This window comes from Xenorhabdus kozodoii (assembly GCF_002632875.1).
In the GTDB taxonomy this organism is placed as follows: domain Bacteria; phylum Pseudomonadota; class Gammaproteobacteria; order Enterobacterales; family Enterobacteriaceae; genus Xenorhabdus; species Xenorhabdus kozodoii.
Genome location: NZ_NJCX01000008.1, coordinates 1 through 23,064, shown reverse-complemented (window position 1 = coordinate 23,064; position 23,064 = coordinate 1). Strand labels below are relative to the sequence as shown.

Below are 23,064 nucleotides of genomic sequence, written 5' to 3'. Positions count from 1 at the left end.
ATAATCGTTACAAAATTTCTCGTAATTTTCGCCGGGGCAATTCTAACATTTCCCCCACTGACTGTCTGATTAATCAAGTGACTTAGTTCAAGCAAATAAGAATAATTTCTTTGCTAAATCGTTAACTATTCGGGAAAGGCGAGCGCTTTCATCATCTTTCTCTACAATAGGCGAATTTTTGAGCAAAAAGTCACTTCACAAAAGCAGGGTATAACTGCTATCTTTTACACGCAATTTGCACAAAATTTCACCAACAAATGGCGATTCTCACTCCGATATTTCACCAGACTGTCCGGTTATACTATGAAAAAAATGGTTTTTTGTCTTTCAATGCACCCACTATTATTGCCTGTTCCCCTTTGTGCGATGGCACACTCTGCCATCATGCCATCCTCAGTCACATCTTCTTCTCTGCCCCTCCCTTCTTTGTCACAACCTATATGGATCAAGCAGCCGATTAAGAAACCACGCTTAAAACGGATTGGCGCCAAGCTTTTCATTCAAATATTCAAAGAAGAAAAACTTCTCGAACTTTATACAAAAGACCACACGGGTCATTATCAGTTAACCCAACGCTACGCTATTTGTAATTACTCTGGGGGGCTTGGTCCAAAGACGCGGCAAGGTGATTTTAAAAGCCCTGAAGGGTTTTACCACGTCAGCCTTAAACAGTTAAAGCCGAATAGCCGCTATTACCGTGCGATTAATCTGGGTTATCCCAACGAATTTGATAAATCAAAAGGATATTCCGGCAGCAATTTGATGATCCACGGTGAATGTAAATCCATTGGCTGTTATGCCATGACCAATCGCTATATGGATGAGATATACCAATATGTAGAAAGTGCTCTTCATCATGGACAACATGAAATCAAGATCAATATTTATCCTTTCAGGATGACCCCACAAAATATGAAGCGACACAAAAATAACGACAATTACCTGTTTTGGAAACAGCTACAGCCCGCCTATGAATATTTTGCCCAAAATAGCCTTCCTGCCACGGTTAGCGTAATAGGCGGGCAATATGTTATTAATGTAGGGTCACAACACCCGTCACCTTTTTGGAACAGCCAATCACACTACTCTCTCTCCAAGATAAAATAACGCATAATCACCTGATTCAATACGGTGCCAAACTTCATTGACGGTTAAAGGCTGGGTAGCAATCACGGATACGACATCCCCCGGCTGGGTGTGCTGCTGGAAATCAATTTCCACATCCTGATCAAGTAATTTAGCCCTGCCGAAAGGAGCACGACGCGTGATCCAATGCAATTGAGTCGAACAATAAGCCATAACAAATTGCCCGTCTGACAACAGCATATTGAAAACCCCTTTCTTTCTCAGTTGATCCGCCAGAGAGGCAATAAATTTAAAGACTGCAGGCCAATGGGTCGGTCGCTTGGGATATTTCAACGATAATTGATGTAATATCCAGCAAAATGCCCATTCACTGTCTGTCTCACCAACCGGTCGATAGTGACCCGTTTTCAGCTTATTGAATCCCTTAAGTTGACCATTGTGGGCATAAGTCCAATATCTTCCCCACAGTTCACGGGTAAATGGATGGGTATTGACCAGGGAAACATTCCCCCTGTTTGCCTGACGAATATGGGCGACAATCACCTCTGATTTGATGGGATAACCTTGTACAAATCGAGCCACAGGTGAGTGACAACTGGATTGGTGATCTTTAAACGTCCTGTAACCCAATCCCTCATAGAAGGTAACCCCCCAACCATCTTTATGCGGGCCGGTATACCCACCACGCTGAATGAGGCCACTTAAACTGAAAACGATATCTGTTGGCACGTTGGCACTCATGCCAAGTAATTCACACATTGCCTACCCCTAACAAACAGCAATCAGGCTTTAACCATCTCTTTTTCAATCAATTGAATCAAGATATGAATGACTTTGATGTGGATCTCCTGAATACGATCTGCATAACCAAAATGTGGTACTCGTATTTCAACATCGGCCGTTCCTGCCATTTTTCCGCCATCCTTGCCGGTCAGCGTAATGACTTTCATGCCTTTGGCGCGGGCGGCCTCAACGGCTTTAATGATATTGCCGGAATTGCCTGAAGTTGAAATCCCCAGCAACACATCACCTTTCTGGCCGACGGCTTCAACATAGCGGGAAAATACATAATTATAACCAAAGTCATTGCTCACGCAGGATAAATGGCTAGGATCGGAAATCGCAATGGCCGGATAGCCCGGACGATTTTCACGGTAACGGCCGGTCAACTCTTCCGCAAAATGCATAGCGTCACAATGCGACCCCCCATTACCACAGGAAAGCACTTTTCCTCCTGCCTTGAATGAATCAGCCAACAAAACCGCGGCCTTTTGAATAGCATCAATATTGGTATCATCATTGAGGAAATTAGCCAACGTATCTGCGGCTTCGGATAATTCACTGCGGATCAGTTCTTGATACATGGAACTCATTCTCCTGAAAAGTCTGCGGGATCAATAATAATATTAGTCAATCAGTGTAACGGATTCCCCCCTTTGAAAGAAGATGTCATCCCACCTTGAGGAAATTATCACCTGCAAAACACAAATGACTTTGTGAGCTAGCTTGTAATTAAGATGTAAACATATTGATAAATACCTTTTCCTCATCTAAAAAAGAAGGACATCACAACAGGTCAGACCTCTGACAACTCAACCTGAGATTTACAGGAGTTTTACTATGACCGCTTTCAGCATTATTTTATTTTTAGTTTTGATTGGCGGGCTTTGTTACCACAAGGTCAGCCTGACTCTCAGCAGCTTATTGCTTGTTGCCTATACATTCGTGACGGGCATAACGGGCCTCTGGAGTTACTGGTTACTGTTACCACTCGTGATCATCCTCTTCCCGCTGGTCTTTACCCCTGTGCGTATCTCTTTGTTTTCTGCGCCCGGACTAAAAGCCTTCCGTAAGGTGATGCCCGGTATGTCAAAAACAGAGAAAGAAGCGATTGATGCAGGCACCACATGGTGGGAAGGTGATTTGTTCCGTGGTAATCCTGACTGGAAAAAACTGCATAACTATCCAAAGCCGCAGTTAACGGCTGAAGAACAAGCTTTCATTGAGGGTCCAGTAGAAGAAGCCTGTCGCATGGCAAATGATTTCCAAATCACCCACGAATTGGCTGACTTGCCCCCAGAGCTTTGGACTTATCTAAAAGAAAACCGCTTCTTTGCCATGATCATCAAGAAAGAATATGGTGGTCTGGAATTCTCCGCTTACGCTCAATCTCAGGTCTTGCAAAAATTGGCTGGGGTATCGGGTATTCTGGCAATTACTGTTGGTGTACCTAACTCCTTGGGTCCCGGTGAATTGCTGCAACACTATGGCACAGAGGAACAGAAAAAACGTTACTTGCCCGGCCTTGCCCGTGGTGAAGAAATTCCTTGCTTTGCTTTGACCAGCCCGGAAGCCGGTTCAGATGCCGGCGCTATCCCGGATACTGGTATTGTCTGTATGGGAGAATGGCAAGGTGAGCAAGTGCTGGGTATGCGCCTGAACTGGAATAAGCGTTACATTACGCTTGCCCCGATCGCGACCGTGCTGGGCTTGGCATTTAAACTGTACGATCCTGACCATCTGTTGGGCGATAGTGAATCACTCGGCATTACCTGTGCTTTGATCCCAACCAATACGCCAGGCGTTGAAATTGGTCACCGCCATTTTCCGCTGAATATCCCATTCCAGAATGGCCCAACCCGTGGTAAAGACATTTTCGTTCCTATCGATTACATCATTGGTGGACCGAAAATGGCAGGCCAAGGCTGGCGTATGCTGGTTGAATGTCTGTCTGTTGGGCGTGGTATTACCCTGCCCTCCAACGCAACCGGTGGGTTAAAAAGCGCGGCGATGGCAATCGGTGCTTATTCCTATATTCGCCGCCAGTTCAAGCTGCCTATCGGTAAAATGGAAGGTATTGAAGAGCCACTGGCACGTATCGCAGGTAATGCTTACCTGATGGATGCGGCGGCAACCATGATCACCGGCGGGATCATGTTAGGCGAAAAACCTTCGGTTTTGTCGGCCATTGTCAAATATCATTGTACGCACAGAGGCCAACGCTCCATCATTGATGCGATGGATATCGCCGGCGGTAAGGGCATTTGCCTTGGCCCATCCAACTTCCTTGCCCGCGGCTATCAAGGCTCCCCCATTGCCATCACGGTTGAAGGGGCGAATATCCTGACCCGTAGCATGATCATCTTTGGTCAGGGTGCAATCCGCTGCCATCCTTATGTCCTGTCTGAAATTGCGGCAGCAGAAAACAACAATGTGAAAGACTTTGACAAAGCCCTATTTGGTCATTTAGGCCATGTTGCCAGCAACACACTGCGCAGCTTATGGCTGGGGATTACCAGGGGCAGAACCAGCCGTTCGCCTGTCAACGATGCTACTCGCCGTTACTACCAAAAAATTAATCGCTTAAGCGCCAACCTTGCCTTATTCTCTGATGTCTCAATGGGCGTATTGGGAGGCAGCCTGAAACGCCGTGAACGCATTTCAGCGCGTCTGGGGGACATTCTGAGCCAAATTTTCCTGGCCTCTGCCACATTGAAACGCTATGAAGACGAAGGGCGCCAAAAGGAAGACTTGCCATTGGTACAATGGGCGGTGGAAGATAGCCTGCATCAAGCTGAACAGGCCATGAATGATTTACTGCGCAATTTCCCCAACCGTTTGGTTGCCGGTTTAATGCGAGTGATTATCTTCCCATTGGGACGTGTACATACCGCACCATCCGATAAATTGGATCACAAGCTGGCCCAGATATTACAAACGCCTTCCGCCACCCGTAACCGGATTGGGCGCGGGCAATATCTGACACCCAGCGAGCATAACCCTCACGGGTTACTGGAAGAAGCATTGCACGATATCATCGCCGCAGAGCCAATCCATGCCCGCCTGAGCCGTGAAGCCGGCAAAAACCTGAGCTTCACCCGTTTGGATAAATTAGCGGAACAAGCGCTGGCAGCGAATAAAATCAGCCAGGAAGAAGCCGATATCCTGAAACGGGCTGAAAACAGTCGACTGCGTTCAATCAATGTCGATGAATTTGAGCCGGATGCCTTTGCGGTGCCTCATTCAGCAAAAAAGCCTGACAGTCAGCGTCAAATTAAGGCCGCCTGATGCTGACGAAAGGTAAAGCCACTCACTTAAGCCAATTGGGATAAGTCATAACCGGCCTCAGATGATTGTCTGAGGCCGATTTTTCAGCGAGTAATTTGAAAACATCTTTCTCTGACCACGCATTAAAGCGCTTAAAGGGAATATTCCATTTTCCATATTCATCGGATAAATCCCGCCACGGACATCCTGTTCTCGTTCTATATTGCTCTAAATAAATTCATTGGTAAAAGCCGACTAACATAGGGTATAAAATTTCTAGACAAATCACTGGAAGGCTTATAGTGACCGCTCTCGTTAGTCCACCATTTCAACCGGCCATTCATAAATTCAGCTTTACCTGCATAGTAAACCGCTATATTGCCATCAAAATTTTTACCTTGTCTTTGATAACGATAATAAGTTAACGATGAATGCCCATAAATATGGGATTTTGCCATACGAATAATTCCAGGTTCATCTATCCGATTGACAAAGACATAGCTTCCTATTGGTATTGTTTCTTCTTGGGTGACCATATTGATTAATACGTATTGATGCTGTTCAGTTGGATGGAACCGTAGCTCATAAATATGACTATCATCCGCTTTTTTCCAAGCACGCATTTGATTAGACAAGGCCTTTAGTTCAACGAGTTTTTTAGATAACTCAAAAATTTTTTTATGACGTTCATCTTGATATCTCATGATGTTACTCCTTGAATAATTGTATTAGCGCCATTTTTTCTGCTTCGCTTGCGTCCCTTAAGAGTGCGATATTAAGACATCATTTCCCATTTTTATTTAAATGTCTTCCAGCGATAGCAACTCTTCGATTGTCTGACGACGGCGGATCAAACGCGCTTCTCCCCCGCTCACCAAAATTTCAGGGATCAACGGGCGGCTATTGTAATTTGAAGACATCGACGCACCGTAAGCGCCGGTATCGTGAAAAATCAGATAATCCCCGACACAAACGCGAGGCAGCATACGTGATACCACCTCGCCGCCTTCCCGTTGCGTGAACACATCACCAGATTCACATAACGGCCCCGCGATGATGGTTTCTCGCAATGGCGCTGCCGGCGAAACCTTTACCGGCAACACAGAAATATGGTGATAACTGCCATACATCGCCGGGCGCATTAAGTCATTGAACCCCGCATCCACCAGCACATAATGGCGATGACCCATAGACTTAACTGCCCGAACTTCCGCCAGCAAAATACCTGATTCAGCCACCAGAAAACGGCCAGGTTCGATTTCCAACTCAACGTGATGCCCCAAATGTCGCTCAATACGCTGGCGAGCCTCATGCCATAAACTGTAATAATGTTCAGTATCGACGGGCGCTTCATCGACATTATAAGGAATTGATAACCCGCCACCGGCGGAAATGGCTTGGATATCCTCCCCGCACAGTATGGCCTGCTCTACCATCGCATTACACACATTGGCGAGATGCCGGTAATCCACCCCTGAACCAATGTGCATATGTAGCCCGACCAACTTCATACTGTATTGGCGAATTTTTTCAATCGCCAGAGGCAAATCCTGAAACCAGATGCCATGCTTGCTATTTTCGCCGCCAGTATTCGTCTTTTGGCTATGTCCATGTCCAAATCCGGGATTGATGCGTAACCAAACCGGATGCCCAGATCGACGTTCACCAATTTGCGCCAGCATATCAATAGAACCGGCATTGACCGGAATATCCAGCTCAATGACACGCGACAAGGTGGCTTCATCAATGACATCCGCAGTGAACACAATTTCCGATTTCTCACCTCCAGGTGTAAAACCGGCATACAGCGCCCGCTCGATTTCACCCAATGACACCGCATCCACTTTCACCCCCTGCTCTCTCATCAAGCGTAAAATATGGGTGTTGGAACACGCTTTCTGTGCAAACCGAATGACATCAAACTGTTTTAATTTTTGGATTTGCTTGATGATGCTATCGCCATCATAAAGCCACAATGGTGTTCCATACTGAACAGGTAAACGAAGTAGATTTTCAGTCCCCAAGGCATGGGTAAAGGTCGATATAGTCATTGAAGCGCCTCACAAAATCCGCAGATCCTTCATTATTGACAACAATGAAGCAGGAAGAAAAATATCCATTTATCCATAGTCTATTCATTTATGATATGGTTATGCTTACTTATTATCCAAAAGGGACAATATATGCACTTCTGCTCATGGCGACATATTGAAATTTTTCATGCTGTAATGACCACCAAAAACCTGACTGATGCCGCGTTATTACTGAAAACCTCCCAGCCAACCGTCAGCCGCGAACTTGCCCGCCTTGAACAATTACTCAAATTTAAATTGTTTGACCGAATCAAAGGGCGCCTGTTTCCCACCGCGCAGGGATTAAGGCTATTCGAAGAAGTGCAACGCTCTTATTATGGGCTGGAAAGGATCATCAATGCGGCTGAAAGTATCCGGCAATTTGAGCAGGCGCAATTGTCCATTACCTGCCTGCCTATGTTCTCCCAATCTCTGCTGCCAAAAGCCTGTTGTCGTTTTATTGAACACCACCCCGACACCAAACTGACCATCATTCCGCAAGAATCCCCTCTATTAGAAGAATGGCTTTCAGCCCAGCGCCATGATATTGGCTTGACCGAACATTTACAGACTCCGGCAGGGACTGAGCGAGAGACGTTGATAACCTTGAATGAGGTTTGTGTTTTACCTATCCATCACCCACTCAGTCAAAAATCACAACTGACCCCCGCAGATTTTCATAATCAAAAATTTATCAGCCTCTCGATCACCGACAGCTATAGACAACTTATCGATACCCTCTTTACTGAGCATCAAGTCAGTCGCAAGATGGTGATGGAAACCCACAGTGCAGCCTCAATCTGTGCCATGATTAACGAAGGCATTGGCATGTCTATCGTAAACCCGCTAACTGCCCTGGATTATTTAGATAACAATGCAAAAATTTGCCTTCGGCCATTCAGTATCGACATTCCATTCACCGTAAGTTTGATCAAACCCGTACATCGACCCTCTTCAGAGCCTGTCGAAGCTTTTATTATGCATTTAAAACAGCAGGTTGCCCTATTTCCTGAAAAACTGGCATTAGCGTTTCAACATTAACTGCTGCCAATAAGGTGATGTCGCAAACCAATCCACCAGAAAATCCAACAGTGCCCGTAAAGTGGCGGGCATATTCTGGCGGCTGGTATAGATACCATAAATCCCCATGGCCTGAGGTTGATAATCAGGTAACAACTCAACTAACTGCCCTGACATTAAATAAGAAGAAACCGAATAGTAAGGCTGCATGGTAATTCCAGCCCCTTGCAAGGCAGCTTCCATTAATACGGTGGATTCATTGGCACTTAACGTACCACTGACAGGGACTGAAAAGTGTTCATGCTGTTTTTCAAAGAGCCATAAACTCTTGCCGAAAAAGTTATAGGTCAAACAGTTATGCGATGTCAGGTCTACCGGGTTTTTAGGCGTAGATTTTCCTGCTAAATAAGACGGCGTGGCACAAACAATGGAATGGCAAGTCGATAATGGGCGGGCGATCAGATTTGGCTCCAGATTATTGGTAATGCGGATCGCCAAATCAATGCGTTCTTCTATTAAATTGACAGCCTTATTATCCATTTGCAAATTGACGGCAATGTGTGGATATATCCGCATAAATTCAGGAATAGCCACCGCCAACGCACTAACGCCCAGCGATTGAGAGCAGCTCATTCGCAACAATCCTCTCAAGGTTTGTGCTTCCAGGGATTGTTGTACCGGCATTTCTTCGGCTAATTCCATTAACTTAAGGCTGCGTTGATAAGCACTTTCACCCGCTGAAGTCAGGCCAATTTTACGTGTCGTGCGATGTAATAAGCGAACCCCTGCCCACTTCTCCATCTCAGCTAAATATCGCGATACCATCGCCCTTGACATCTCTAACCGTTCTGCCGCCGCGATTAAACTGCCCTGTTCAACAATCGTAACAAACACCTGTGCTGCGGTGATCCTGTCCATTCCAGCCAACCTATTTTTGCCCTAATTAGCTCTATTTATGCAACAAATAGTTGCTGATTATGGGGTTTTTAAATCGAAATATGCAACCTATCATACATGCCATTCAAGCACATAAGCATTTTATACAGGAATTCGATAATGGCTCGCAAAACAACATTAAATATCGCTCTGGCGGCGACCCTTTCTTTAGGGATGGCATCACTGGCTCAGGCCGCTGATCTCAAATTGGATATTTACAATCCAGGTGAAAAAGGTGTCTTCCCCGTTTCTTCTGAAATTATCAGTGGTGATCATGAAGTTGTCCTGATCGATGCTCAATTTAAGAAAAATGATGCCCAAGCGCTGGTAAACATGATCCAGCAAACAGGCAAAAAATTGACAACGATCTATATCAGTCAATCCGATCCTGATTTTTATTTTGGCCTTGATGTGATCACCGAGGCTTTCCCTGACGCCAAAGTAATCGCATCACCAGAAACCATTAAAGCGATCAATGAAACCAAAGACGGCAAACTGGCTTATTGGGGTGGAATCCTGGCAGATCAGGCACCCAAAAAGATCGTCGTACCACAACCACTAACAGGAAACGCCTTCACTGTTGACGGTGAAAAGCTCATTGTTGAAGGCTTAGATGGCCCAGCCGCAGATCGGACTTTCGTTTGGGTGCCTAAATTGAAAGCGGTTGTCGGTGGGGTAACCGTTTCTGATAATATCCATGTATGGATTGCAGATACCCAGACCAAAGAGTCACGCCAGCATTGGCAACAAACATTAGATCGCATCAAGAGCTTACAACCTAAAACCGTTGTACCAGGCCACTATCTGGGTAATCCATCAATGACGTTAGATTCAGTGACTTTTACACAGAATTATCTGACCACATTAGAAAAAGAGTTACCGAAAGCAAAAGATTCCAATGCACTGATTGCAGCCATGAAGAAACACTATCCAAATCTGGCTGATGAATCCAGCCTTGAACTCAGTGCCAAGGTATTAAAAGGCGAAATGAAATGGCCTCAATAGGTTAAAAATTATCACGGGCGTTGCTGCGGATAGCAGCGCCCTTATTACCATTTCAAAAAACCAATACCATAATCATATTTAAAACATTATTTTAATACCCTCCCACCAACTTTTATGGCTCCAGCACACCAAATAAAAACCCAGCATCAATCCTTGATAAGATTTATACCAGTCGCCTTTCAAGATGCGTCTTATATCTCCCCGCGTAGCGGGGAGATATAAGCACTCTCATTGGCTTGCAAACGGCAACTTGAAGTTGGATTGGTATATATTAAAACCCATTTTAATACTTTATATTTATCACCATATAAAAATTAATACGATATCGACGTTGAAAAACTTATTAAATAAACACAGTTACTTCTTAATTGATGTGATATTTAGCTCCTTTTAATAATTTGAAATAACCAATAATCTTAAGTTGTGATCAATAGTCCATAACCCAATAAATCAGCTTGAATAAAAATCTCATTTTTTTTAAATTTGTAGTCAGCGGAGAGATAAGCCAGCAGCCTAAAGCTAACTAGATGCTTCCAACGTCTAGAATATGCAAGGCAAGCAGCTTAAAGCCAACTAGATGCTTTTAACATCTAGCGCATACAAGGTAAGTCTAAACCAACTAGATGCTTTTAACGTCTAATGTACGCAGGATAGCTGCCTAAGCAAACCAGATGCTTCTAACATCTAATGTGTGCAAAAAGCGGCCTAAAACAACTAGATGCTTTTAACATCTAGCATGTGCAGAATGCGTATCGTAGGTTAGACTTCCTGTTCTCTCCGCCACTTTTTATTTCTGTATTTTTTGCCCGTTAATAAGACTTAATACCATTCCTTACTAATATCATTCTTTACCAAAACCATACCCTAGCAATACTATCGCAGATAAACATAAATAAGGCCCAAATGCGATAAATTCAGGAATAGATTTTCTTTTCACTCCAATCATTGCAAACCCAAACAACCCAGATAATGAAGCCATTAACATCAATATTGGTATCATTTCCACCCCCAGCCAGGCACCGATCGCCGCGGTTAATTTAAGATCGCCATGACCTATTCCCTCCTTATTTAAGGTATATCGACATAACCAGTACAAAAACCATAAAAAAAGATACCCTGATATGGCGCCGTATATTGCACTCTTTATCGAAACCAAATTACCTTCAATATTAAACAGAAGCCCAAACCATAATAAAGGAAGAGTGATAATATCTGGCAAACAATACGTTTTAATGTCTATTACCGTCAATAACAACAAGGTACTACAGAAAAACATTATTATTATACAATCTACGTTAGTTAAAATATAACCCTTCCTTTTTCTCACCTGTGAAAAATTAAAGTCCATTGATAAAACATCCTTGTCACTCTCTTCTATCCCTATTTTCTGACCTCAATCAGAACAAGGTGAATATTAATTTTTCATTCCGGTTATTGGCAATAAAATCTTAGCTAAAAAGGCAATTACAAAATAAATATGCGAGCCAGCTCGCAAGAAGTGTCTGCTCGTGTATTTAATATCAATCATGATATTTTACGCATTAAACGGTAAAAGAGAGACGAAGCGCGAGTGCTGCTAGTGTGACGAACAAAACCGGGAATGTCATGATGATGCCGACCCGAAAGTAATATCCCCAACTGATGGTTATATTCTTTTGTGACAACACATGAAGCCAGAGTAAAGTGGCAAGACTACCAATCGGCGTGATTTTAGGTCCAAGGTCGCAGCCAATGATATTGGCGTAGATCATCGCTTCCTTAACCACACCTTGAGCTGAACTTTCGTCAATAGACAGGGCACCAATAAGTACAGTTGGCATATTGTTCATCACTGAGGACAATATGGCGGTTACAAAGCCTGTCCCTAAGGTGGACTCCCATAACCCCTGGCTAGCGAATGAGCTGAATATTTGAGCCAGAAAGTCGGTTAACCCTGCATTACGCAGGCCATATACGACAAGGTACATACCAAGGGAAAAAATGACAATTTGCCAGGGCGCATTGCGTATAACCTTTCCGGTATCAATGGATTTTCCTTTTCTGGCAACCAGAAGCAGGATTAAGGCGCCAATAGCCGCAATTAGGCTAACCGGAATTCCCATGGGTTCAAGCAAGAAAAAACCCGTCAGTAAGAAGATAAGGATGAACCAACCCGTGCGAAAGGTGATGGGATCTTTGATAACATTCTGGGGTGTTTTAAGTTTGGCCTGATTGTAAGTGGCTGGAATATTTTTATAAAAGAAAAGATGTAACATGAGTAATGAAGCAAGGATCGCGACAATATAAACTGGAACCATGATCGAAGCATAGCGATTAAAACCTATCTGGAAAAAATCGGCAGAGACGATATTAACCAAATTAGAGACGACAAGCGGCAAACTTGCCGAATCAGCGATAAATCCTGCCGCCATCACAAATGCCAGAGTGGTTGCCCGACTGAATCCCAACGCCAGTAACATGGCGATGACAATAGGCGTGAGGATAAGCGCCGCGCCATCATTGGCAAAAAAGGCCGAAACAACGGCTCCCAGCAGAATGATAAAGGTGAACAGTAATCGCCCATTCCCTCTTCCCCAACGTGCAACATGTAAAGCGCACCATTCAAAAAAACCAGACTCATCAAGCAGTAGGCTGATGATGATGATAGCAATAAACGCCGCGGTGGCATTCCAGACAATGTTCCAGACAACGGGGATATCATTCAGTTGAATGACTCCTGTCAGGAGAGCAAGGATCGCTCCCAGGGTTGCACTCCATCCAATCCCTAACCCGCGCGGTTGCCAGATGACCAAAATTATCGTCAGGATAAAGATCGCTCCTGCAAGTAACATATTATCTCCTATAGCAGATCTATTTTTCGCTTAGTTAATTTATATATGAATTTTCATATGTGTTTGGGCAAAATTTTTAACAGCAAAGTGCCTTACCATCAGGTGTACAGTTTGAATCCACGAGTTTATTTACCTGGGCTTTTATTGCTGCCTGTTGGCAATTCCATGACGCCTCAATAATATTCGCCGCCCATGCAGGAATATGGGGTGATAGACGATAATAAATCCATTTACCTTCACGGCGATCCAGTAACAATTCTGCATCACGCAGTAGTGCGATATGTCGTGAAATTTTAGGCTGAGACTCACTGAGCACGGTACAGATATCACAGACACACAATTCACCGGTTTCACGTAGCAACAACACGATGCTAAGGCGGGTTTCATCGGCAAGAAGTTTGAAAAGCTGGATGGGAAATAGCACGATTGACTCTCCGTTGATGACCTAACACATATGCTAATTCATATGTGATTAAGCTTAAAGTATTAATCATTGCTGTTTTAACAAATAAACAGATGGAGTCACTGATATTTATGAAGTCCCCTTACTCCTCGCGCCGCGAGGAATAAGGAAGTGTCCTACAGTTTTGAAATCTTATTTAAAATAGAACGCTTCCTTTTTTTCATCTGTCAAAATTTAAAATCCATTTATAAAAACATCCTTGTTATTCTTTTCTTTCCCTATTCTCTGACCTCAATCAGAACAAGGTAAATACTAATTTTTCATTCCGGTTATTGGCAATCATTTTTTAGCTGAAAAAGCAGTGACAAAATAAATATGCGAGCCGGCTCGCAAGGAGATATCTTGTATTCCTTACCCCCAAGAGACAGCTTGATCACGCAAACAACGCTCATTTATCATGGCGGACAATCAACTTTGTCATATGGCCGTTTGCGCCACGCCGGAATCAACCGGAAAAAAGAAGGAAAGAAGAAATATGCGAATACCCCGCATCTATCACCCAGAGCTGCTCTCAACAGGAACAGAAATTTATTTAAGTGATGAAGCGGCCAATCATGTTGGCCGCGTGCTTAGAATGAGTCATGGACAAGCATTACAACTCTTTGATGGCAGTAATCAGGTTTTTGATGCAATAGTCACTGAAACCAGTAAAAAAACGGTCAAAGTGTCTATCCTTGATGGCAAGTTGTCTAACCATGAATCACCACTGAACCTACATCTTGGCCAGGTCATATCCCGTGGCGAAAAAATGGAATTTACCATCCAAAAATCTGTTGAACTGGGCGTTAACACAATTACGCCACTCTTGTCTGAACGCTGTGGGGTAAAACTGGATGCAGAAAGGTTAGAGAAGAAATTACAACAATGGAAAAAAATTGCCATTTCTGCTTGTGAACAGTGTGGACGTAACCGTATCCCTGAAATTCGCCCGGTTATGCCACTGGAAACCTGGTGTGCGGAAAATGATGGCAGTCTAAAATTGAATTTGCATCCCCGTGCCAGCCATAGCATCAATACCCTCCCACTTCCTGTGGAAAAAGTACGCCTGCTGATTGGGCCTGAAGGGGGATTGTCCGCCGAAGAAATAGAAATGACCGCAAAATATCAATTTACTGATATCCTGTTAGGGCCTCGTGTCCTGAGGACAGAAACGACGGCACTCACCGCAATTACCGCATTGCAAGTACGTTTTGGTGATCTGGGTTAAGGAGAAAAAATGATCAAGCTCGGCATTGTGATGGACCCTATTTCATCCATCAACATCAAGAAAGACACTAGTTTTGCCATGCTGTTAGAAGCACAAAAACGTGGATGGGAGATCCATTATATGGAAATGGGTGATCTCTACCTGCATCAAGGAGAGGCCCGCGCCCGCACGCGTTTACTCACGGTAGAAGAAAACCCACAACAGTGGTATCAGTTTGGCGGTGAGCAAGAAATAGCGCTCGATACTTTGCACGTTATTTTGATGCGCAAAGATCCACCTTTTGATACTGAGTTCATTTATGCGACCTATATTCTGGAAAGAGCAGAAGCCAAAGGCAGCCTGATCGTTAATAAACCCCAGAGCCTGCGCGACTGTAACGAAAAACTGTTTACGGCCTGGTTCCCAGAATGGACACCCGATACACTGGTCACCCGCAATGCTAAAAAACTACGCGAGTTTCATCAAAAGCATAGTGATGTGATTTTTAAACCCTTAGATGGTATGGGCGGCGCTTCCATCTTCCGCTTGAAACAAGACGACGCCAACGTCGGCGTTATCATTGAAACGCTGACTGAACATGGTAATCGTTATTGTATGGCGCAAAATTTTCTGCCTGCCATTAAAGATGGGGATAAGCGTGTGCTGGTTGTTGATGGCGAACCGGTGCCTTATTGCCTTGCCCGTATCCCAGCCCAGGGAGAAACCCGTGGTAATTTGGCGGCAGGTGGCCGTGGAGAGGCTCGACCATTGTCAGAAAGCGATTGGGAAATCGCCCGCGCAGTGGCTCCCGTGTTAAAAGAGAAAGGATTAATCTTTGTTGGGCTGGATATCATTGGCGACCGTTTAACCGAAATCAACGTGACCAGTCCAACTTGTGTGCGTGAAATAGAAGCCGCATTCCCAGATATTTCCATTACTGGCATGCTGATGGATGCTATCGAAAAACGGTTGGAAAGACAGGTTGCATAACGGGCCAAACAACGTTTGTTTCCTGACAATATTTGCCATTTATATTAAGAGCCCACATACTGTGGGCCAAATCATTCTTACATTGCCAAAATAATTATCAGAAAACACATGAATCTACAGCATCATTTTCTTATTGCCATGCCTTCGCTCTCTGATCCTTATTTCAATCGTTCTGTAGTTTATATCTGCGAACATGATCAAAACGGGGCAATGGGATTAATTATCAATAAGCCGATAGCCAAAGTTTCTATTCAGAGTATCTTACAAAAATTAGATATCGCCCCTAAGGATAGAGACAATACGATCAATCTCAATCAACCCGTGATGGCGGGTGGCCCTCTGTCTGAGGAGCATGGCTTTATTTTGCATACGCCACAATCAGGTTTCAGTTCCAGTATTCAGATCTCTGAACACACCATGATCACAACCTCCAGAGATATGCTGGAAACACTCGGCACACTACGCCAACCGAAAAATATTTTAATGACCCTTGGATGCTCAAGTTGGGAATCAGGTCAGTTGGAAAGGGAAATGATGGAAAACAGTTGGCTGACTGTCAGCGCTGAACCCTCCATTATTTTCGATACCCCTATCGCTAACCGCTGGCACGATGCGGCTGCTTTACTGGGGGTTAATATTCACCATCTCGCATCACAAGCAGGACACGCCTGATGAAAAACCGTACAATTATTGCCTTTGACTTTGGAACTCGCAGCATTGGGGCTGCCATCGGGCAAGAAATTACTGCTACAGCCAGAGCATTATCCTCTTTCAAAGCTAACGAAGGTTCCCCTAATTGGGAACTTATTGGGAAACTCCTTAAAGAGTGGCAGCCTGATCTGGTCATTGTTGGCCTGCCACTCAATATGGATGGCACAGAGCAGCCTGTTACCGCACAGGCCCGTAAATTTGCCAATCGTATACATGGGCGTTTTGGCGTACAGGTTCAATTGCACGATGAACGATTGACCACCGTGGAAGCACGCGCCCACCTGTTTGATCACGGTGGCTACAAGGCATTGAATAAGAGCAAAGTTGATGCTACCTCCGCTGTTATTATTCTGGAAAGCTGGTTTGAACAGCAGTATCAATAATAACCCTATCCGTAATAGCCATCATTAGGCATGGCTGTTACCACAAACGGTTTACCCAGCCACTGATATCCTAAAACAACGTCAAAACTGCCCACCTTCTACTCACTACCCAGTTAACAACCCTAATGTCCTGCGCTGTTGTCGGCTTTGCTCGTAAGTTTGCATACCGCAAGCGGCGCCAGTCTGCATTAATGACACTATTTGATGATTTTTACCTTCTCTTATCAAATGGCTAACCGCTTGGTTAATGACCAAAACTTCATAAATCGCTACCCTACCACCGTCTTTGGTGGGGAGCAGTTGCTGAGAAATAACTGCCTTTAAACTTCCGGCCAACTGGCTACAAATCCAGCCCTTTTCTTCTGCGGAAAAAGCATCAACCAAGCGATCTATCGCCTGAATTGCACCACGGGTATGCAACGTCGATAAAACCAGGTGCCCCGTTTCCGCCGCTGTCAGGGCCAACCGGATGGTTTCTTTATCCCGTAGCTCTCCCAGCAGGATCACATCTGGATCTTGACGTAATGCCCCTTTCAATGCCGTTTGATAATCCGCGACATCCTTACCAACCTGCCTTTGCTGTATCAAACAGTTTCGGCTTTGGTGAACAAATTCTATTGGATCTTCCAGCGTGATGATGTGTTTACAAACGTGGCTATTCAAGGCATTAATCATTGCCGACAGCGTAGTTGACTTACCGCTTCCCGTCGCGCCTGTCACTAATATCAATCCACGCATCTCTTGCAGGATAAGATGCTGGATGATATCAGGTGCATAGAGTTGTTCCAGAGTCGGGCATTGATCAGCAATCAATCGCAATACCAATGATAAATGAGATTGTTGATAAAACAGGTTTCCCCTGAGCCGCTGTTTATCTGGCATTGTTACCACAAAATCGACATGTCCCTGCTTGTGTAATTGCTGTTGCTGCACATCGGATAATATTTCCTTACTCCACGTTATCAGGGTATCAGGTTGAATTTTCTCATATTGCCTCTGAGGGTATAACACCCCATGGATACGCAAAACCGGAACTTGCCCGACACAAAGATGCAGATCGGAAGCATTATGCTTTACACTAAGGGACACTAATTTTTCCATATTCATTTTTTATCTCCTGAGTCAATTATGCACAATATCGAACAAAATCTTCACGATGTCAGGAACCGCATTGCACTTGCAGCTCAAAAATGCGGGCGTTCTCCAGAAGAAATTACCTTGCTTGCAGTCAGTAAAACCAAACCTGTGGAGGCTATCGCAGAAGCCATAGCCAATGGCCTGCGGGAATTTGGCGAGAATTACGTTCAGGAAGGCGTTGAAAAGATCCAACATTTTAATCACCGTGACGATTTAGTGTGGCACTTTATTGGCCCATTACAATCTAACAAGAGTCGTCTGGTGGCAGAACATTTTGATTGGTGTCATACCATTGATAGGGCAAAAATCGCCCAACGATTAAGCGAGCAGCGCCCTGAAAAAATGCCACCTCTTCATGTTCTGATCCAAATTAATATCAGCGGAGAACAGAGCAAATCAGGCATTTTATTGGAAGAGTTAACTGAATTGGCTGCAACGATTAACGGGCTGCCCAATCTGGTATTACGTGGATTAATGGCAATACCGGCACCAGAAAGTCACCCTGAGCACCAAATAGCCGTTTTTCGTCGGATGGAACAGGCATTTATTGAGCTAAAAGTGCGATATTCTCAGGTTGATACACTGTCAATGGGCATGACAGAGGATATGGAAGCCGCCATTACTTGTGGTTCTACCCTGGTGCGGATTGGAACGGCAATATTTGGTGCTCGTCAGTACCAGCCTTAACACGCTTATGTGTTGCTTATATGCTTATATACCCGTCGCCTTTCAAGATGCGTCTTATATCTCCCCGTGCAGTGGGGAAATATAAACACTCTCGTTGGTTTGCAAACGGCAACTTGAAGTTGGATTGGTATAGAGAAAATACAGATCATCTGATTCAATATTTAAAATTCACTGTTTAATATATGAGATTATCTAATGGAAAATCGTAAAATCACCTTTATTGGCGCAGGAAATATGGCTCATGCCATCATTGCCGGATTAGTCAATCAAGGTTATCCAGCTAAGCTCATCACTGTTTGTTCTCCAACGACAACCCGCCGTGATGGGCTGGCAAAAGAGTATGGCATCAACAGTCAAAACGATAATATTCGTTACGCGCAAGAAGCCGATGTCATTGTCCTGGCTGTTAAACCGCAAATGATGGTGGAAGTGTGTGATGCACTGCGCTTGTCCGTCGATTTCAGTGAGAAATTGGTGCTTTCTATTGCGGCGGGTATCCCCATTTCCCGTTTTTATGCGCTGTTACAGGATAAGCTCACTGTTATCCGCATCATGCCAAATACCCCCTCACTTATCGGACAAGGGGTCTGTGGGCTATTTGCGCCTGAGCATATCGAGCAATCTGATCGCGAGTTTGCTGCATCGTTAATGCGCAGTGTCGGGAAGGTTTGCTGGGTAAAGGATGAAAGCGGTATCAACGATATTATCGCGGTTGCAGGCAGTGCCCCTGCTTATTACTTCCTGTTCATGGAATCAATGCAACAAGAAGCGGAGCGTCTGGGTTTTGACAGTGAAACCGCCAGAGAACTTGTCCTGCAAGCAGCGATAGGTTCAGCTAAACTTGCTGAAACGCAAAAAGATCTTCCTTTTGCTATCCTGCGTGAGCAGGTAACATCTAAAGGCGGTACAACGGCTGAAGCACTGCGCATTTTTTATGAAGGCAAGCTGCCTGAAATGGTGTCCAGTGCTATGCAAGGAGCTATCCGCCGGGCACAAGAAATGGAAAAATTATTTTAATTCAATTGGTTTAATTCAATCAGGGCTGCTACATGCAATTCTTAAACTTCGTCCTTTTTACCGTTCTGGATTTATATATTGCCGTTTTACTGCTGCGTGTCTGGATGCAGTGGGTACGTTGTGATTTTTATAATCCATTCTCACAATTTATCGTTAAAATCACCCAACCTGTGGTACGCCCATTACGCAGAGTCATTCCTGCCATTGGCCCCATCGATACTGCCTCCGTGCTCTTCGCCTACCTGCTGATTTTTATCAAAATATTGTTGCCTATCTGGTTAGCCACAGGGCAATTTCTTATCCCTTCTGGCGCCATATTCTTGCTTGGCGTGATTGAATTACTGACGGCTGCCGGAAAACTCGTATTTTGGTTAGTGATCGCCCGTTCGTTATTGAGTTGGATCAGTCAAGGACGTAACCCTGTTGACTATGTCCTGATCCAACTGACCGAACCCTTGATGGCACCTATCCGACGCATTATCCCTTCCATGGGGGGACTTGATTTCTCCGCCATGATTATCATTCTTATTCTCTACGCACTGAATTCCCTGCGTTACGATGTGATGGGGTGGTTGGCTTCAATACTCGCAGGTTAATGAGATAAATTAGTTACGTAGATGAATTGAACACACAGGTTAATGAAAGAAATGGCAATGCAAAAAGTTGTTCTCGCCACGGGAAATGCAGGAAAAGTACGTGAATTGGCTGACTTATTGGCTGACTTTGGCTTAGATATCGTCGCGCAGACCGAATTAGGTGTGGCTCCAGCCGATGAGACGGGCCTCACTTTTATTGAAAACGCAATCATCAAAGCGCGCCATGCCGCAGCAGTGACGGGCTTACCTGCGATTGCCGACGACTCCGGGCTATCAGTTGATGCGTTAGGTGGCGCACCCGGCATTTATTCCGCGCGCTATGCCGGCAGTGATGCCTCCGATCAGGAGAATCTGGAAAAATTATTGCACACCATGCGTGATGTTCCTGATGAACAGCGCCAGGCTCAATTCAACTGTGTGCTGGTCTTCCTGAGCCATGCAGAAGATCCTACCCCGCTGGTGTTTCATGGGCGCTGGTCAGGCATGATTACCCGTGAACCGGTTGGAAAAGGGGGGTTTGGGTATGATCCCGTTTTTTATGCTCCAGAATTTAACAGTACCGCCGCCGAGTTGACTCGTGAGCAAAAAACTGCCGTTTCACACCGCGGGAAAGCATTAGCCATGTTGTTGGAAGCCATGCGTAATGCTTAAGTTACCACCTCTGAGTCTTTATATTCATATTCCGTGGTGCGTACAAAAATGCCCTTATTGTGACTTTAATTCACACGCCTTAAAAGGGGATATACCGCATCAGGAATATGTTGATCATCTATTGGCGGATTTACATGCGGATTTGCCAATGATTAGTGATCGTGAAGTATCAACGATTTTTATCGGTGGAGGAACGCCGAGCCTGTTAAGCGCCGAAGGGATGCAGCGATTGCTTGATGGCGTCAGGGCGGCATTGCCGCTCTCCCCACAGGCAGAGATTACCATGGAAGCGAATCCGGGAACCGTTGAAGCCGATCGTTTCAGTGCTTATCAACAGGCAGGGATTAATCGCATTTCCATCGGCGTACAAAGTTTCGGTTCAGATAAACTCATCCGTCTGGGTCGTATCCATGGCCCGGAAGAGGCCAAACGGGCGGCAAAATTGGCTGATGGGCTTGGATTACGCAGCTTCAATCTGGATTTGATGCATGGCTTGCCTGACCAGATACTCAATGAAGCACTGAATGATTTGCGGCAGGCTATTGAGTTGTCCCCGCCCCATCTGTCCTGGTATCAACTGACGATTGAGCCTAATACCCATTTCGGCTCCCGCCCTCCGGTTTTACCGGATGATGATGCGCTATGGGATATTTTTTCCCAAGGCCATCAATTACTGACGAAAGCGGGTTATCAGCAATATGAAACTTCGGCATATGCCAAACCCGGTTATCAATGCCAGCATAATCTCAACTACTGGCGTTTCGGTGATTATTTAGGGATTGGTTGTGGTGCACATGGCAAGATTTCATTTGCCGATGGCCGTATCCTCCGCACCGTGAAAACCCGGCATCCACGCGGTTATATGCAGGGGCGTTATTTGGATCAACAACATCAGGTGGATAATGAAGATCGCCCATTTGAATTTTTTATGAACCGTTTCCGTTTGCTGGAATCGATGCCACGTCAGGATTTCAGTGATTTCACCGGATTACCCGAAAGCGTTATCCGTCCCAAAATTGATGCAGCGCTGACGAAAGGCTATATCACTGAGAATGAGACACACTGGCAAATCACTCAGCACGGGAAACTATTCCTGAATTCGTTACTGGAGCTGTTTCTTTAACAAAAAACTGCACCTAAATATTAAAAGGTGCAGTTTTATTGATTGGAAGTTGAAGGAATATTGTTTTTAGATCTATAATTTACCCAGTTCACACAGTTACCCACGTTGCTTAATTATCCCTTAATCAAACAGCATTACCAGATAAAGATAGTGTTTCATATTAGAAAAATAATAATCATTCCTGGACTAAACCACATATTTCCGGGTGAAAATATTCTCTATGCTTATTTAAATATTCTTCATTTCTGAAACTATATGTTTTAAGTAACCAACGTTTTTCCATGGCATTTTTATCAACAATTTTGATAATTTCACGATTATGCAGTGAATCCTGATTAGCAAAAGAAAATAAATCTCCGCTATTAATAGAAACATGTTCCTTTTTTGCTTTAGTGATAGCAATTTTTAGTTCAAGAAGTGCTTCAATAGCTTCTTTAGGAGCATCTGATAAATAGGTAGTACGGGTATCGTAGTAACGAAAAGTATGTATGTTTTCAAGAATGACATGCTTTTCAGAGTAAAGTTGTTTTTTGTTAGAGTCTCTTGAATATTCGTCGTAAGGTGTTATATACCAAGGTTGACGTAACCATTGCTGCGATTCTGGCTTTAGCCAAGAAAGTATCTCTTTCCCATCAAGGTAACCTGTATAAATCAGATTTTGTTCGCTACAACGCATACCGAGTAAACTAAGAAAATCTGCTCTCACAGGGTGTGCAGTACGATCATTGTGGAAATAGAGTTCACCATCAGTTTTTTGCGTTTGTGTATTAGAATATTTCTTATGCGCGTAAACATCATGAAAGAAATCGCCGTTATTGCGTGTCTGATAAGCCAGAAGAGGTGAGTCGGTTAACTGTGAGAAAAGTTCCAACAGGCTTTCGCCAATGAATGTTGTTTTCTTCCTGTATTTGTCATTCACAGGATCTTCCTGATCGAATTCAGGAACAACTCTATCAATAGGAAGATTTTTCAATAGTTGAGCATTAATACCATACAGTCGCCTTTCGTCTTTTATTTTATGACATATACGCAATTAACTTGAAGATGCAGGAATTAAAGTCTGGAAATTATCTGTCAACCGGGTGGTCAATTCCTGTGCTTTTTCGGGTAATGTAACATGAAA

Annotated in this window: 23 protein-coding genes and 1 pseudogene; 13 read left to right on the top strand and 11 right to left on the bottom strand. The window is 44.3% G+C overall.

The features are described from left to right. Positions 1 to 303 precede the first annotated feature (303 nt). Positions 304 to 1,107, top strand: a complete 804-nt coding sequence (locus Xkoz_RS06720) for a L,D-transpeptidase family protein (RefSeq protein WP_244183419.1) — start codon at positions 304 to 306, stop codon at positions 1,105 to 1,107. Here Xkoz_RS06720 and Xkoz_RS06715 read toward each other — a convergent pair. Both Xkoz_RS06715 and lpcA read right to left on the bottom strand, forming a co-directional pair. Beyond that, entirely contained in the window at positions 1,078 to 1,845 is a 768-nt protein-coding gene (locus tag Xkoz_RS06715) for a class II glutamine amidotransferase (protein WP_099141439.1), read from the bottom strand. The two genes, Xkoz_RS06720 and Xkoz_RS06715, sit on opposite strands and share 30 nt — an antisense overlap. Positions 1,846 to 1,868: 23 nt before the next feature. Continuing rightward, a complete protein-coding gene (lpcA, locus tag Xkoz_RS06710; RefSeq protein WP_099141438.1) occupies positions 1,869 to 2,450 on the bottom strand; it encodes a D-sedoheptulose 7-phosphate isomerase in 582 nt (193 codons plus the stop codon). Between the two features lie 256 nt (positions 2,451 to 2,706). On the opposite strand from lpcA, the gene fadE reads away from it, so the two are divergent. Next, positions 2,707 to 5,154 carry an acyl-CoA dehydrogenase FadE gene (gene fadE, locus Xkoz_RS06705; protein ID WP_099141437.1) on the top strand — a complete coding sequence of 816 codons (2,448 nt, stop codon included), beginning with the start codon at positions 2,707 to 2,709 and terminating at the stop codon, positions 5,152 to 5,154. An 88-nt stretch (positions 5,155 to 5,242) separates the two neighbouring features. Here fadE and Xkoz_RS19520 read toward each other — a convergent pair. From Xkoz_RS19520 to lysA, 3 genes and pseudogenes are all read right to left on the bottom strand, one after another. Next, positions 5,243 to 5,356 (bottom strand): annotated as a pseudogene (locus Xkoz_RS19520) (transposase); the annotation flags it as partial. After that, positions 5,352 to 5,837, bottom strand: coding sequence for a hypothetical protein (locus Xkoz_RS06695; protein WP_099141436.1), 486 nt, complete (start codon positions 5,835 to 5,837; stop codon positions 5,352 to 5,354). The pseudogene Xkoz_RS19520 and the gene Xkoz_RS06695, both read right to left, overlap by 5 nt. A 96-nt stretch (positions 5,838 to 5,933) precedes the next feature. Continuing rightward, positions 5,934 to 7,184 carry a diaminopimelate decarboxylase gene (lysA, locus tag Xkoz_RS06690; RefSeq protein ID WP_099141435.1) on the bottom strand — a complete coding sequence of 417 codons (1,251 nt, stop codon included), beginning with the start codon at positions 7,182 to 7,184 and terminating at the stop codon, positions 5,934 to 5,936. 132 nt (positions 7,185 to 7,316) lie between these two features. On the opposite strand from lysA, the gene Xkoz_RS06685 reads away from it, so the two are divergent. Continuing rightward, positions 7,317 to 8,246, top strand: coding sequence for a LysR family transcriptional regulator (locus Xkoz_RS06685; protein WP_099141434.1), 930 nt, complete (start codon positions 7,317 to 7,319; stop codon positions 8,244 to 8,246). Here the strand turns inward: Xkoz_RS06685 and Xkoz_RS06680 are convergent. Further along, positions 8,229 to 9,143, bottom strand: a complete 915-nt coding sequence (locus Xkoz_RS06680; protein WP_099141433.1) for a LysR family transcriptional regulator — start codon at positions 9,141 to 9,143, stop codon at positions 8,229 to 8,231. The two genes, Xkoz_RS06685 and Xkoz_RS06680, sit on opposite strands and share 18 nt — an antisense overlap. A 138-nt stretch (positions 9,144 to 9,281) precedes the next feature. On the opposite strand from Xkoz_RS06680, the gene Xkoz_RS06675 reads away from it, so the two are divergent. Then, a complete protein-coding gene (locus tag Xkoz_RS06675; protein ID WP_099141432.1) occupies positions 9,282 to 10,166 on the top strand; it encodes an MBL fold metallo-hydrolase in 885 nt (294 codons plus the stop codon). Between the two features lie 841 nt (positions 10,167 to 11,007). Here the strand turns inward: Xkoz_RS06675 and Xkoz_RS06670 are convergent. From Xkoz_RS06670 to Xkoz_RS06660, 3 genes are all read right to left on the bottom strand, one after another. Further along, positions 11,008 to 11,514: a prepilin peptidase gene (locus Xkoz_RS06670; protein WP_244183418.1), complete on the bottom strand. Its 507-nt coding sequence runs from the start codon at positions 11,512 to 11,514 to the stop codon at positions 11,008 to 11,010. Positions 11,515 to 11,707: 193 nt separating this feature from the next. After that, positions 11,708 to 12,997 (bottom strand): arsenic transporter, encoded by a 1,290-nt coding sequence (locus Xkoz_RS06665; protein ID WP_099141431.1) that lies wholly within the window; start codon positions 12,995 to 12,997, stop codon positions 11,708 to 11,710. A gap of 76 nt (positions 12,998 to 13,073) precedes the next feature. After that, entirely contained in the window at positions 13,074 to 13,424 is a 351-nt protein-coding gene (locus tag Xkoz_RS06660) for a metalloregulator ArsR/SmtB family transcription factor (protein WP_099141430.1), read from the bottom strand. Between the two features lie 511 nt (positions 13,425 to 13,935). On the opposite strand from Xkoz_RS06660, the gene rsmE reads away from it, so the two are divergent. The 4 genes from rsmE (at position 13,936) to ruvX (ending at position 16,730) form a co-directional block, all read left to right on the top strand. After that, a complete protein-coding gene (gene rsmE / locus Xkoz_RS06655; protein WP_099141429.1) occupies positions 13,936 to 14,667 on the top strand; it encodes a 16S rRNA (uracil(1498)-N(3))-methyltransferase in 732 nt (243 codons plus the stop codon). Positions 14,668 to 14,676: 9 nt separating this feature from the next. Then, positions 14,677 to 15,636, top strand: coding sequence for a glutathione synthase (gene gshB, locus Xkoz_RS06650; RefSeq protein ID WP_099141428.1), 960 nt, complete (start codon positions 14,677 to 14,679; stop codon positions 15,634 to 15,636). Positions 15,637 to 15,744: 108 nt separating this feature from the next. Beyond that, positions 15,745 to 16,308: a YqgE/AlgH family protein gene (locus Xkoz_RS06645; RefSeq protein ID WP_099141427.1), complete on the top strand. Its 564-nt coding sequence runs from the start codon at positions 15,745 to 15,747 to the stop codon at positions 16,306 to 16,308. Then, positions 16,308 to 16,730, top strand: coding sequence for a Holliday junction resolvase RuvX (ruvX, locus tag Xkoz_RS06640; protein ID WP_099141426.1), 423 nt, complete (start codon positions 16,308 to 16,310; stop codon positions 16,728 to 16,730). The genes Xkoz_RS06645 and ruvX overlap by 1 nt, the downstream gene beginning before the upstream one ends. A 105-nt stretch (positions 16,731 to 16,835) precedes the next feature. Here the strand turns inward: ruvX and Xkoz_RS06635 are convergent, their stop codons facing one another. Beyond that, positions 16,836 to 17,837, bottom strand: coding sequence for a type IV pilus twitching motility protein PilT (locus tag Xkoz_RS06635; RefSeq protein WP_099141425.1), 1,002 nt, complete (start codon positions 17,835 to 17,837; stop codon positions 16,836 to 16,838). Positions 17,838 to 17,858: 21 nt separating this feature from the next. Between Xkoz_RS06635 and Xkoz_RS06630 the strand changes: the two genes are divergently transcribed. The 5 genes from Xkoz_RS06630 (at position 17,859) to hemW (ending at position 21,941) form a co-directional block, all read left to right on the top strand. Further along, positions 17,859 to 18,554 carry a YggS family pyridoxal phosphate-dependent enzyme gene (locus Xkoz_RS06630; RefSeq protein ID WP_099141424.1) on the top strand — a complete coding sequence of 232 codons (696 nt, stop codon included), beginning with the start codon at positions 17,859 to 17,861 and terminating at the stop codon, positions 18,552 to 18,554. Between the two features lie 195 nt (positions 18,555 to 18,749). Beyond that, the gene (gene proC, locus Xkoz_RS06625; protein ID WP_099141423.1) at positions 18,750 to 19,571 is read left to right on the top strand and encodes a pyrroline-5-carboxylate reductase; all 822 of its coding nucleotides are present in this window, start codon (positions 18,750 to 18,752) and stop codon (positions 19,569 to 19,571) included. 32 nt (positions 19,572 to 19,603) lie between these two features. Continuing rightward, complete coding sequence (locus tag Xkoz_RS06620) at positions 19,604 to 20,167, top strand: YggT family protein (RefSeq protein WP_099141422.1); 564 nt, start codon at positions 19,604 to 19,606, stop codon at positions 20,165 to 20,167. A 57-nt stretch (positions 20,168 to 20,224) separates the two neighbouring features. Continuing rightward, positions 20,225 to 20,818, top strand: coding sequence for an XTP/dITP diphosphatase (locus tag Xkoz_RS06615; protein WP_099141540.1), 594 nt, complete (start codon positions 20,225 to 20,227; stop codon positions 20,816 to 20,818). Next, entirely contained in the window at positions 20,811 to 21,941 is a 1,131-nt protein-coding gene (gene hemW / locus Xkoz_RS06610) for a radical SAM family heme chaperone HemW (RefSeq protein WP_099141421.1), read from the top strand. Before Xkoz_RS06615 ends, hemW begins: the two co-directional genes overlap by 8 nt. Before the next feature lie 175 nt (positions 21,942 to 22,116). Here hemW and Xkoz_RS06605 read toward each other — a convergent pair whose 3' ends face one another. After that, positions 22,117 to 22,860, bottom strand: a complete 744-nt coding sequence (locus tag Xkoz_RS06605; RefSeq protein WP_244183417.1) for a Fe(II)-2OG oxygenase family protein — start codon at positions 22,858 to 22,860, stop codon at positions 22,117 to 22,119. Positions 22,861 to 23,064: the final 204 nt, after the last annotated feature.